Annotated in this window: 10 protein-coding genes and 1 tRNA gene; 3 read left to right on the top strand and 8 right to left on the bottom strand. The window is 72.6% G+C overall.

Translation table 11 applies throughout. The features are described 5' to 3' along the window. Positions 1-225: 225 nt before the first annotated feature. The 3 genes from sucD to pcrA form a co-directional block, all read right to left on the bottom strand. On the bottom strand, positions 226-1,143 hold the full coding sequence (gene sucD, locus NJC10_RS10885) for a succinate--CoA ligase subunit alpha (protein WP_319076552.1): 918 nt from the start codon (positions 1,141-1,143) through the stop codon (positions 226-228). Between the two features lie 26 nt (positions 1,144-1,169). Continuing rightward, the gene (gene sucC / locus NJC10_RS10880) at positions 1,170-2,339 is read right to left on the bottom strand and encodes an ADP-forming succinate--CoA ligase subunit beta (RefSeq protein ID WP_319076551.1); all 1,170 of its coding nucleotides are present in this window, start codon (positions 2,337-2,339) and stop codon (positions 1,170-1,172) included. Positions 2,340-2,507: 168 nt separating this feature from the next. Then, complete coding sequence (gene pcrA, locus NJC10_RS10875; RefSeq protein WP_319076550.1) at positions 2,508-5,108, bottom strand: DNA helicase PcrA; 2,601 nt, start codon at positions 5,106-5,108, stop codon at positions 2,508-2,510. Positions 5,109-5,181: 73 nt separating this feature from the next. Between pcrA and NJC10_RS10870 the strand changes: the two genes are divergently transcribed. Further along, the gene (locus NJC10_RS10870) at positions 5,182-5,781 is read left to right on the top strand and encodes a hypothetical protein (RefSeq protein ID WP_319076548.1); all 600 of its coding nucleotides are present in this window, start codon (positions 5,182-5,184) and stop codon (positions 5,779-5,781) included. Positions 5,782-5,825: 44 nt separating this feature from the next. Beyond that, positions 5,826-5,902, top strand: a tRNA-Arg gene (locus NJC10_RS10865). A 24-nt stretch (positions 5,903-5,926) separates the two neighbouring features. On the opposite strand, the gene NJC10_RS10860 is transcribed toward NJC10_RS10865, so the two are convergent. The 3 genes from NJC10_RS10860 to NJC10_RS10850 all read right to left on the bottom strand — a co-directional run bounded on the left by NJC10_RS10860 (position 5,927) and on the right by NJC10_RS10850 (position 9,223). Continuing rightward, positions 5,927-7,801 (bottom strand): ABC transporter ATP-binding protein, encoded by a 1,875-nt coding sequence (locus NJC10_RS10860; protein ID WP_319076547.1) that lies wholly within the window; start codon positions 7,799-7,801, stop codon positions 5,927-5,929. An 82-nt stretch (positions 7,802-7,883) separates the two neighbouring features. Continuing rightward, positions 7,884-8,378, bottom strand: a complete 495-nt coding sequence (locus NJC10_RS10855) for an HNH endonuclease (protein ID WP_248115357.1) — start codon at positions 8,376-8,378, stop codon at positions 7,884-7,886. Positions 8,379-8,500: 122 nt separating this feature from the next. Then, on the bottom strand, positions 8,501-9,223 hold the full coding sequence (locus NJC10_RS10850) for a metal-dependent transcriptional regulator (RefSeq protein ID WP_319076546.1): 723 nt from the start codon (positions 9,221-9,223) through the stop codon (positions 8,501-8,503). A 128-nt stretch (positions 9,224-9,351) separates the two neighbouring features. Here NJC10_RS10850 and serC point away from each other — a divergent pair, with 128 nt between their 5' ends. Continuing rightward, a complete protein-coding gene (serC, locus tag NJC10_RS10845; RefSeq protein WP_319076545.1) occupies positions 9,352-10,485 on the top strand; it encodes a phosphoserine transaminase in 1,134 nt (377 codons plus the stop codon). 7 nt (positions 10,486-10,492) lie between these two features. On the opposite strand, the gene NJC10_RS10840 is transcribed toward serC, so the two are convergent. Together NJC10_RS10840 and NJC10_RS10835 are read right to left on the bottom strand one after the other, a co-directional pair. Next, entirely contained in the window at positions 10,493-10,954 is a 462-nt protein-coding gene (locus tag NJC10_RS10840) for a DUF3027 domain-containing protein (protein ID WP_298713911.1), read from the bottom strand. Next, entirely contained in the window at positions 10,951-11,334 is a 384-nt protein-coding gene (locus tag NJC10_RS10835) for a cold-shock protein (RefSeq protein ID WP_248115353.1), read from the bottom strand. Before NJC10_RS10835 ends, NJC10_RS10840 begins: the two co-directional genes overlap by 4 nt. Positions 11,335-11,484 lie beyond the last annotated feature (150 nt).

Raw genomic sequence — 11,484 nt, 5'->3', positions numbered from 1 at the left:
AGGTAACCCCCGAGGTTACCTGGCAGTACTGCGCCCAGCTCATCGGCGGCAGCGTCCATGGCAGCCCTCCCGCACGCAGGAACGACGCAGGAACAACGCAGGAACAACGCAGGAACAACGCAGGAACAACGCAGGAACACGGGAGCAAGAACGCAGTGGGCCCCGCGCCTCCCTCTCGGGAGGCACGGGGCCCGCGTCGTCGGGATCAGCCCGAGATCTGGGGACTCAGAGGCCCTTCATGATCTCACGCATGAGCTCGGCGGTCTCGGACGGGGTCTTGCCGACCTTCACGCCCGCGGCCTCAAGGGCCTCCTTCTTGGCCTGCGCGGTGCCCGCGGAGCCGGAGACGATGGCGCCGGCGTGGCCCATGGTCTTGCCCTCCGGGGCGGTGAAGCCGGCCACGTAGCCGACGACCGGCTTGGTGACGTTGGCCTTGATGAACTCGGCCGCACGCTCCTCGGCGTCGCCGCCGATCTCACCGATCATCACGATGGCCTGGGTGTCCGGGTCGGCCTCGAACGCCTCGAGGGCGTCGATGTGGGTGGTGCCGATGACCGGGTCGCCGCCGATGCCGATGGCGGTGGAGAAGCCGAAGTCCTTCAGCTCGTACATCATCTGGTAGGTCAGGGTGCCCGACTTGGACACGAGGCCGATCGGGCCGGAGCCGGTGATCGTGGCCGGGGTGATGCCGGCCAGGGCCTCGCCCGGGGTGATGATGCCGGGGCAGTTCGGGCCGATGATGCGGGTCTTCGGCTTGCCGTCCTCGCCGGTCTTCGACTGGGACAGGGCGAAGAACTCCGCGGAGTCCTGCACCGGGATGCCCTCGGTGATGACCACGAGCAGCGGGATCTCGGCCTCGATGGCCTCGATCGCGGCGTCCTTGGCGAAGGCCGGCGGCACGAAGGCGACGGACACGTCCGCGCCGGTCTTCTCCATGGCCTCCGTGACGGAGCCGAAGACGGGCAGCTCGACGGCGTTGCCGTCCTTGTCCTCATGGGACACGGTGGTGCCGGCCTTGCGGGCGTTCACGCCGCCCACGATGTTCGTGCCGGCCTTGAGCATCAGGCGGGTGTGCTTGGTGCCCTCACCGCCGGTGATGCCCTGCACGATGACCTTGGAGTCCTTGTTCAGGTAGATCGACATAGCTGTTCCTCAGTCTTTCCGAACGGTCAGTTCGCGGAGTGGGCGAGCTCGGCGGCCTTGTCGGCGCCCTCGTCCATGGTGGCGGCCAGGGTGACGAGCGGGTGGTTCGCCTCCTGCAGGATGCGGCGGCCCTCCTCCACGGCGTTGCCGTCCAGGCGGACGACGAGCGGCTTGGTGGCGGCGTCGCCCAGGATCTCGAGGGCCTTCACGATGCCGTTGGCCACGGCGTCGCACGCGGTGATGCCGCCGAAGACGTTCACGAACACGGACTTGACCTGCTCGTCGCCCAGGATGACGTCGAGGCCGTTGGCCATGACCTCGGCGTTGGCGCCCCCGCCGATGTCCAGGAAGTTGGCGGGCTTCACGCCGCCGTGCTTCTCACCCGCGTAGGCCACCACGTCGAGGGTGGACATCACGAGGCCGGCGCCGTTGCCGATCACGCCGACCTGGCCGTCGAGCTTCACGTAGTTGAGGTCGTTCGCCTTGGCCTTGGCCTCCAGCGGGTCCTCGGTGCGCTCGTCGACGAGGGCCGCGTGGCCCTCCTGGCGGAACTCGGCGTTGTCATCCAGGGAGACCTTGCCGTCGAGGGCGAGGATCTTGCCGTCGCCGGTCTTCACCAGCGGGTTGACCTCGACGAGGGTGGCGTCCTCCTTCTCGAAGACGGTCCACAGCGTCTGCAGGACGTCGGCGACGTCGGCGCGCAGCTCCTCGGGGAAGTTCGCCTCGGCGACGATCTTCTGGGCGGTCTCGGCGTCGATGCCGGTCAGCGCGGAGACGGGCACCTTGGCGAGGGCCTCGGGGCGCTCCTCGGCGAGGGTCTCGATGTCCATGCCGCCCTCCACCGAGCACATGGCCAGGTAGGTGCGGTTCGCGCGGTCCAGCAGCACGGAGAAGTAGTACTCCTCGGCGATGTCGGCGCCCTGCGCGATCATGACCTGGTGCACGGTGTGGCCCTTGATGTCCATCCCCAGGATGGCCTTGGCGTGCTCGTACGCCTCGTCGGCGGTCTTCGCGACCTTGACGCCGCCGGCCTTGCCGCGGCCGCCGACCTTCACCTGCGCCTTGACGACGGTCACGCCGCCGATCTTCTCAGCGGCCGCCTTGGCCTCTTCCGGGGTCTGCGCCACGATGCCGGCGAGCACGGGGACGCCGTGCTTCTCGAACAGATCGCGCGCCTGGTACTCATACAGGTCCACGGTGGATGTCCTTCTGGGTCGAAGACTTCGGTCTGCCGGGGTGCCGCATCACGGCGCCTCGGCGGGAGCGGGCCCCGCGCCGGTCCGCCGCGCGCGGAGGCGCGGAGACGACGTCGAGGAGCTCTCCTCCGTCACTGTAGTCCACACCGCCCGGCGCGCAGAGGGCTCTCAGCCCTCCAGCTTGGTGAGGGGTGCATAGCGCAGCAGCAGGCGCTTCTGGGCCCCCGAGTCCTCGAACGTGACCGTGGCCACGGTCTTGTCCCCGGCTCCGGTGACGGCGTCCACGCGGCCCGCACCGAAGGTGGCGTGGGACACGCGGTCTCCGGGGTTCAGGGCCGCGATCTCCTTCTGCGGCTGCACCCGTGAGGGGGCCTTGCCGCGCACCACCGACGACGGCACGGTCAGGTCCGCGGCCTCCTCGCCGCGGGTGAGGCGCGCGGGGCGCGCGCCGGTGCCGTCATCGCGAGAGGACCACGAGGGCCGGCCGCCCTCGCCGCCGGAGCCGAACCGCCCCGCGTACCGCGAGGTCCCCGCCCCCGTGAGCGAGGTCAGGGAGCCGGCCGAGCGCGTGGTCCCCTCGCGCTCCCACTCGATGAGCCGCTCGGGGATCTCCCCGAGGAACTGGCTGGGCGGGTTGAACTGGTGCTGGCCCCACAGGGAGCGCGCCTCCGCGCGGGAGAGGAACAGCCGTTCACGGGCGCGGGTCAGCCCCACGTAGGCCAGGCGGCGCTCCTCCGCGAGCTCCTTCTCATCCGTCATGGAGCGGGCGTGCGGGAAGACGCCGTGCTCCATGCCCGTGAGGAAGACGACCGGGAACTCCAGGCCCTTTGCCGTGTGCAGCGTCATGAGCGTCACCTGGCCCTGCGCCTCGGCGAGGTCCGCGCCCTCGGCGTCCGACGGCGAGGGCAGCTGGTCCGCGTCCGCCACGAGCGCCACCTGCTCGAGGAAGTCCGAGAGCGTGCCGTCCGGGTGGGCGGTGGAGAAGGCGCGCACCACGGCCACGAGCTCGCCGAGGTTGTCCGCGCGGGACTCGTCCTGCAGGTCCTCCGACTCGCGCAGCGCGGCGAGCATGCCGGACTGCTCGAGGACGGCCTCGAGGACGGTAGCCGGGCTCTCGCCCTCCGCCAGCTGCATGAGGTCGTCCATCATCTGGACGAACCCGCGGATCGCCTTCACGGATCGCGTGGCCATGCCCGGGGCGTTCTCCGCGTCCCGCAGGGCGTCGAAGAACGTGGTGCGCTGGCGCTGCGCCCACGCGGCCACGGCGCCCTCAGCACGGTCGCCGATGCCGCGCTTGGGCTCATTGAGGATGCGGCGCACGTTGACGTCGTCGGCCGGGTTGACCACCACGCGCAGGTACGCGAGGGCGTCCTTGATCTCCTTGCGGTCGTAGAACCGCGTGCCGCCGATCACGCGGTACGGGATGCCGCGGGTGACGAGGCGCTCCTCGAGGGCGCGGGACTGGGCGTTGGTGCGGTAGAACACGGCAACGTCGGCCGGGCGCACCCCGCCCTCGTCCTGGAGGCGGTCGATGGTGGAGGAGATCCACTCGGCCTCCGCGGACTCGTTCTCCGCGGCGTAGCCGGTGATCTTCTCCCCCGCACCCTCGGCCGTCCACAGATCCTTCTTGCGGCGGTCCGGATTGTTCTGGATGACCGCGTTGGCCGCGTCCAGGATGGTCTGCGTGGAGCGGTAGTTCTGCTCGAGCCGGATGGTGGCCGCGTCCGTGAAGTCCTGCTCGAACTCCACGATGTTGCGGATGTCCGCGCCGCGGAAGGCGTAGATCGACTGGTCCGAGTCGCCCACCACGGTGAGCTCGCCGCCGGGGGTGTCCACACCCTCGGGCTCGCCGGCCGGGCCGGTGAGCAGCCGCACGAGACGGTACTGCGCGTGGTTGGTGTCCTGGTACTCGTCCACGAGCACGTGGCGGAAGCGGCGGCGGTAGCTGTCCAGCACGCGCGGGAACGCCTCGAACATGTGGACGGTCATGCCGATCAGGTCGTCGAAGTCCAGGGCGTTGGCCTGGCGCAGCCGCGCCGTGTAGTCGCGGTACACCGCGGCCACCGCCTGGCCCCACGGATCCTTCACGGACACGGTGCCCGCATAGTCGTCCGCCTCGATGAGCTCGTTCTTGAGGGAGCTGATGCGGTTGAGCAGGGCCTTGGGCGCGAAGCGCTTGGGGTCCAGCTCGTGCAGCTTGGCGATCGTGGTGACCAGCCGCAGGCTGTCCGCCGCGTCGTAGATGGTGAAGGTGGACTTCAGCCCGATGCTCGCCGCCTCGTTGCGCAGGATGCGCACAGCGGAGGAGTGGAACGTCGAGATCCACATGCGCTGCGCCGTGGGGCCGATGAGCCCGGCGACGCGCTCGCGCATCTCCGCGGCGGCCTTGTTCGTGAAGGTGATGGCCAGGATCTCGTGCGGGCGAGCCTGCCCCGTGGCCAGCAGGTGCGCGATCCGATGGGTCAGCACGCGCGTCTTGCCCGAGCCGGCCCCGGCGACGATCAGCAGCGGCGCCCCGGCATGGGTCACCGCCGCCGCCTGCTGGGGGTTCAGCCCCTCCACGAGGGACTCCGGGGTGTGGGCGGCGGTGCCCGCGCCGTTCCCGACGCTGTCCCCGCCCCACGCTCCCCCCGGCGCCTCCGGGTCCAGCGCGGCACGCGTCACCGCGGCGGGCACGAGCCCGGGCAGGGCGGTCTGCGGATCCGCCGACGGGCGGGTCCGAGAGGAGGGCAGGGGGTCGCGTCCGAGCGCGGAGAACAGGTCAGCCATGGCCCGTCCAGTCTAGGCGCGGCCCCGGACACGACAGCGGGGGCCGTCTGCGATGATGTCCCCTGGAGGTCCCATGTCGAAGAAGTCCCGCACGCCCCGACCGTCGTCGTCCACGGCGGCGACTCCCGCTCCGACCGCCGCCAGCCGCCCGGACGGCGACCCGACCATGCTCGTGATCGCGCTGATCGGCACCACGCTGTTCGTCGGCGCCTACTACCACCTGCTGGTCCTGCAGCAGATGACGCAGCTCACCGGCGGGCTGGCCGTGCCGGACTCGATGCTCGTCTACGGTCAGGACCACGTGCGGGCCCTCGCCGGCGTGATGGACGAGGCGGCGCGCGGCCAGCTCAACTGGGTGCACAAGACGGCCGGGGTGATCTTCCCGATCGCCGTCGCCCTGACGCTCACCGCGGTGGCGGCCTGGCGCCTGCGTCCCGCGGCGGCGAAGTGGGGCGCGTTCGGACTCGGCGTGCTGTTCGCCGTGGTGGACATCGCCGAGAACATCGCCATCGAGCAGGCGATCGCCGCGGGCGGCCCCGGCGCCGGCCTCGCGGCCGCGCTCACCCTTGCCCGCTGGGTGCTGCTCGCCCTGATCGCGCTCGCGGTCGTCGTGATGCTGGTGCGCGGCGGGAAGGGCCGGCAGGCCGCGACGTCGGTGCCCGCCTCGGCCTGACGCGCTCGGCTAGACTGACCGACCGGACCCGGCCACGGGTCCCCGCCCCAGTAGCTCAGTTGGATAGAGCGACCCTCTCCTAAAGGGTAGGCCGTCGGTTCGATTCCGGCCTGGGGCACCACCGCCGTCGCGGCGCCCGCGTGCCTCAGCCCGCGTCGGCGAACTGGGTCGTGTAGAGCTCGGCGTATCGGCCGCCCCGCTCGAGCAACGCCGCGTGCGTGCCGCGCTCCACGATCCGCCCGGCCTCCACCACGAGGATCTCGTCCGCGCTGCGCACCGTGGAGAGCCGGTGGGCGATCACGATCGCCGTGCGGCCCGCGAGCGCCTCCCCGAGCGCGTCCTGGATGGCGCGCTCGTTCGTGGAGTCCAGCGCCGCCGTCGCCTCGTCCAGCACCACGACGCGCGGGGCGGCCAGCAGCAGGCGCGCGATGGTCATGCGCTGGCGCTCGCCGCCGGAGAGGCGGTAGCCGCGCTCGCCGACCACGGTGTCCAGGCCGTCGGGCAGGGCCCGCATCACGTCTCCCAGGCGGGCGCGCTCGATCGCATCCCACAGCTGGGCGTCCGTGGCGTCGGGGCGGGCCAGGGCGAGATTGCCGCGCACCGTGTCATGGAACAGGTGTCCGTCCTGCGTGACCATGCCGACCGCCTGCTGCAGATCCGCGAAGGTCATGTCCCGCACGTCCACGCCGCCCAGCTCGACCGCGCCGGAGCTCACGTCCTGCAGGCGGGTCACGAGGGAGGCGATCGTCGACTTGCCGGCCCCGGAGGAGCCGACGAGGGCCACGGTGCGCCCGGCCGGCACCTCGACGTCGATCCCGTGGAGCACCTCCTCGCCGCCGCGCGTGTCCAGCACGGCCACCTCCTCGAGCGAGGCCAGGGACACCTCCTGCGCGGTGGGGTAGGAGAAGCGCACGTCCCGCAGGCGCACGGAGAGCGGCCCCTCGGGCACGGCCGCGGCGCGGCCCGGCTCCGGCTCCCGAATGAGGGGCTCCAGGTCGAGGACCTCGAACACGCGCTCGAAGGAGACGAGCGCGCTCATGATCTCCACGCGCGCATTGGCCAGCGCGGTCAGCGGGGCGTAGAGGCGCGTGAGGAGCAGGGCGAGCGTGACGACGTCGCCGGCGTCGAGGGTGCCCGCGAGGGCCTGGAGCCCGCCCACCCCGTACACGGCCGCGAGAGCGAGCGCGGAGACGAGCGTGAGCAGCGTGGTGAACACGGCCTGGCGCACGGAGATGTCCACGCCGGTGGCGCGCACGCGGTCCGCGCGCCGGGCGAACTCCGCCGACTCCGTGGCCGGGTCGCCGAAGAGCTTGATGAGGGTGGCGCCCGGCGCGGAGAAGCGCTCGGTCATCTGGTCGCCCATCGCGGCGTTGTGCCCGGCTCGCTCGCGTGAGAGCCCGGCCAGGCGCCGGCCCACCCACCGGGCGGGGAACAGGAAGACCGGCAGGAGCACGAGCGAGAGCACGGTGATCTGCCAGCTCGTCGCGATCATCACGGCCAGGGTGAGCGCCACGGAGACCACGTTGGCCACGACGCCGGAGAGGGTGCGGGAGATGGCCGACTGGGCCCCGACGACGTCGTTGTTCAGGCGCGAGACCAGGGCACCCGTGCGCGTGCGCTGGAAGAAGGCGACGGGCATGCGCTGCACGTGGTCGAAGACCTGCGTGCGCAGGTCGAAGATGACCCGTTCGCCGAGGCCCGCGGAGAGCCACTTGGTGAACACGCCGAGGACGGCGTCGGCGATGGCGACCGCGGCGATGAGCAGCGCGAGCCGCACGATCAGGTCGCCGTCCCGGCCGCCGGTGATCGCGTTGACGACGTCGCCCGCGAGGACCGGCGAGGCGACGCCGAGCACGGCCCCCAGGATCGAGGCGAGGACGAACACGACCAGCCGGGCGCGGTACCGTCCGGCGAACGCGACCGCGCGCCGCACGGTGCCCTTCTTGAGGGACTGGGACGCCTCCGGGCCGCTGCGCGTCATGCGCATCATGGACGCCCGTGCCGCCGACTCCATGCTCATGCGCACCACTCCCCTGTCGTCTCGTGACCGAGAGCAGTCTAGGGAGCGCCCCGGGAGCGGCGGGGGGATTCCGCTGGGAGCGTCAGGCCGCCAGGCCCAGGTAGCCCTGCCACGCCTCGGCGGGGCGGTCGAGCTCGCGGATGCGCCACTGCGCACCGCGCGGGCGCACCGGGTCCACGCGCAGCCGCCACCCCAGGGACTCGAGCGAGCGGTCCGCCTTGGCGCCGTTGCAGCGCAGGCAGCACGCCACCAGGTTCTCCCACGAGTTCTCCCCGCCGCGCGAACGGGGCCGGACGTGGTCCACCGTGGTGGCGTGGGCCCCGCAGTAGGCGCAGCGGTGGCCGTCCCGGCGCAGCACGCCCTTGCGGGAGACGGGTGCCGCCTCCCCGTGGGGGACGCGGATGTACTGGTGCAGGAGGATCACCAGGGGGCGGCCCCACGCGCGCGTCGGGCTCAGCATGGGATCCCCGCCGTCCTCCAGGACGCTGGCCTTGCCCGTGGCCACGAGCAGGAGCGCTCGGCGGTCGGAGACCACCGAGAGGGGTTCGTAGCCGGCGTTGAGGACGAGTGTGCGCATGGCGGGCCTCGGGACGGGGAGCGGACGGTCCCACGCTACGGGCCTCCGGTCCCCGCGCGCGGCGTGTCGCACGCGGGTGCGCAAAGTCTTCACCGATCGGTCACCTGCGCCTCACGCGCCGGTCACTCGCCGGGCAGGGCCTCCACCCACACGTGCGCGGCGGTGTCCCCGTGCAGCTCCAGCGCGTCGCCGGCGGCGGCGTCGCCGTCCGCCTCCGCCTCGATCCGGACGTATCCGGCCTCGAGCGCGGGCTGCGCCCGGAGGAGGCCGCCGGGCACGACGCCCGCGGCGGCGAGGTCCGTCAGGAGCTCCGGGTCGGCCTGGATCCCCTCGGCGAGGCTGAGGACGCGGAACCGGCCGGGTGTGGCGGCCGCCGTCGCCAGTCTCTCCCCGGCGAGGCCCATGTCCCGGCTCCAGTCCTCGGCGGAGCGCTGCTCGGGGCGCGGCGGGATCGGGGTGCCGTACGGGGTGACGCTCGGGTTCTCCAGGATCTCGAGCAGGCGGCGCTCCACCTGGTCGCTCATGACGTGCTCCCAGCGGCAGGCCTCGTCGTGCACGAGCGTCCAGTCCAGGCCGATGACGTCCGAGAGCAGGCGCTCGGCCAGGCGGTGCTTGCGCAGCACGGCCACGGCACGCTCGCGCCCGTCCACGGTGAGGTCCAGGCGGCGGTCGGCGCCGACGTGCACGAGGCCGTCGCGCTCCATGCGGGCCACCGTCTGGGAGACCGTGGGGCCGGAGTGGTCCAGCCGCTCCACGATGCGCGCACGCAGGGGCGTGATGCCCTCCTCCTCGAGCTCGAGGATGGTGCGTAGGTACATCTCCGTGGTGTCGATCAGATCGGTCATCGCGCCGTCCTCTTCCCGTGGTCTTCCTCCCGCGCCATCCTAGCCACGGGACCGGGGTCACGTTCACGGGGCGCGAGCGCCGCTGGGCCACAATGAGGACGACCCCGTCCCCCGCCCAGGAGCGCACCATGAACCCGACCTCCCCCACCGAGATCGTCATCCCCACGGACATGCTGCCGGCGGACGGCCGGTTCGGCGCTGGACCGTCCAAGGTCCGCCCCGAGCAGCTGCAGGCCGTGGCCGACGCCGCCGGGCTCATGGGGACCTCCCATCGCCAGAAGCCCGTGAAGGACCTCGTGGGCCGCGTGCGCGCCGGCGTCGCCGAGCTCTTCTCCGCCCCCGCGGGCTACGAGGTGGTCCTCGGGGTCGGCGGGTCCACCGCGTTCTGGGACGCCGCCTCCTTCGGACTGGTCCACGAGCGTGCGCAGCACCTGAGCTTCGGCGAGTTCGGCTCCAAGTTCGCCCGCGCCACGGACGCCGCCCCGTTCCTCGGCGCCTCGGACATCCGCACCGCGGAGCCGGGCACGCGCCCGGAGCCCGAGGCCGTGGCCGGCGTCGACGTGTACGCGTGGCCCCACAACGAGACGTCCACGGGCGTCATGGCGCCCGTGGAGCGCCCCGCGGGGATCGACGACGACGCGCTCGTGCTGATCGACGCCACCTCCGCGGCGGGCGGCCTGCCCGTGGACGTGGCGCAGGCGGACGTCTACTACTTCGCCCCGCAGAAGAACTTCGCCTCCGACGGCGGCCTGTGGCTCGCGCTGTTCTCCCCCGCTGCGCTCGAGCGGGTGCAGGAGGTCTCGGCCTCGGGCCGGTGGATCCCGGAGTTCCTGGACCTGGCCACCGCCGTGGACAACTCGCTCAAGGACCAGACGTACAACACGCCGGCCTTGGCCACCCTGGTGATGATGGACGCGCAGCTGCAGTGGATGAACGGCAACGGCGGCCTGGACTTCACCACCGCGCGCACCGCCGAGTCCTCGCGCCGGGTGTACGAGTGGGCCGAGCGGCACGCGGTGGCCACCCCGTTCGTGACGCGCCCCGAGGACCGCTCCGCCGTCATCTGCACCGTCGACTTCGACGAGGCGGTGGACGCCGCCGCCGTGGCGAAGGTGCTGCGCGCCAACGGCGTCGTGGACGTGGAGCCCTACCGCAAGCTCGGGCGCAACCAGCTGCGCATCGCCACGTTCGCGGCCATCGAGCCGGACGACGTCACGGCGCTGCTGGCCTGCATCGACCACGTGGTCGAGCGCCTGGGCTGAGCAGGGCTCAGGCCTCGCCGGGGACGCGGCCCTCGGCGACGGCCGCCAGGCGCTCGCGCTCGTCCTCGTTCACGCGCTCGGCGTAGGGCACCCACGGCGGGGCCACGAGGGCCCCGTCATGCGCCTGGATCCCCAGCTCGCACACGGTCACGTGCTTCGAGCGCGGGGCCCGGGCGAGCGTGCAGTACCAGGCCCACCCCGCGTAGCCGGGCAGGTGCGCGGCGAAGCGGTGGGTGACGAGCCGGTCGTCGTCCGCCGTGGCGTCCAGGTGCTCGCCCACCTGGCCCTCCTCCGCGTCCTCGGCCAGCGCGGCGCGCGCGGTCTCCACGGCCTCCGCCAGCAGCTCGTCCCGCTTGGGGGCCCGACGCCGGACGGGAGGCGCCGGCACGGCGGCCGCCTCGGTCTCGGGGCTCTGTCCGCTCGCGGACGGCGTCACGGGCTGCTCCGTCTCGTGCTTCACGGCGCTCATGCCTCGAGGTCGTCCGCGACGCGGCGCAGGACCTGCGCGATCTTGCCGGCCTGGGCGGGCTGCGGGTAGCGCCCGCGGCGCAGGCCGTTGGAGGTCTGGTCCAGCACCCGGATGAGGTCCTCCAGGAGGACCGCCATCTCATCGGGCTTGGGGCGGTGGTTGCGGACCACGGAGGGGGCGGAGTCGAGCACGCGCAGGGAGAGCGCCTGCTTTCCGCGCCGCCCCTCGGCCACGCCGAACTCGACGCGAGCCCCGGAGTGGAGCTCGGTCACGCCCGCGGGCAGGGCCGACGAGGGCACGTGGACCTCCTCGCCCTCGTCGGTGTGGGCGAATCCGAACCCCTTGGCGGAGTCGTAGAACTTGATGCGACCGGTGGGCATCTCTGGCACCTGCTTCTTCGTCGTCGGGTCGCCCACCGGCCTCTCCGGCGGGCGCCGCCGCCGTCTCCGACGGGCGCTCGGCCGGGTCTCGCCCGAGGGATCGGCGGGGTCCTGGACTGCACCGGCGCGGTGAGGCCGCGGCATCGGTGG

It is taken from the genome of Micrococcus sp. M4NT (genome assembly GCF_033790745.1).
In the GTDB taxonomy this organism is placed as follows: domain Bacteria; phylum Actinomycetota; class Actinomycetes; order Actinomycetales; family Micrococcaceae; genus Micrococcus.
This window is presented reverse-complemented; position numbering and strand designations above follow the sequence as displayed.

What these genes read in the sequence shown, in the direction of transcription:
- serC (WP_319076545.1), top strand. Translation starts at nt 9,352, where the DNA reads ATGAACCCGACCTCCCCCACCGAGATCGTCATCCCCACGGACATGCTG.
- NJC10_RS10850 (WP_319076546.1), bottom strand. Translation starts at nt 9,223, where the DNA reads ATGACCGATCTGATCGACACCACGGAGATGTACCTACGCACCATCCTC.
- sucD (WP_319076552.1), bottom strand. Translation starts at nt 1,143, where the DNA reads ATGTCGATCTACCTGAACAAGGACTCCAAGGTCATCGTGCAGGGCATC.
- NJC10_RS10840 (WP_298713911.1), bottom strand. Translation starts at nt 10,954, where the DNA reads ATGAGCGCCGTGAAGCACGAGACGGAGCAGCCCGTGACGCCGTCCGCG.
- pcrA (WP_319076550.1), bottom strand. Translation starts at nt 5,108, where the DNA reads ATGGCTGACCTGTTCTCCGCGCTCGGACGCGACCCCCTGCCCTCCTCT.
- NJC10_RS10835 (WP_248115353.1), bottom strand. Translation starts at nt 11,334, where the DNA reads ATGCCCACCGGTCGCATCAAGTTCTACGACTCCGCCAAGGGGTTCGGA.
- NJC10_RS10855 (WP_248115357.1), bottom strand. Translation starts at nt 8,378, where the DNA reads ATGCGCACACTCGTCCTCAACGCCGGCTACGAACCCCTCTCGGTGGTC.
- NJC10_RS10870 (WP_319076548.1), top strand. Translation starts at nt 5,182, where the DNA reads ATGTCGAAGAAGTCCCGCACGCCCCGACCGTCGTCGTCCACGGCGGCG.
- NJC10_RS10860 (WP_319076547.1), bottom strand. Translation starts at nt 7,801, where the DNA reads ATGAGCATGGAGTCGGCGGCACGGGCGTCCATGATGCGCATGACGCGC.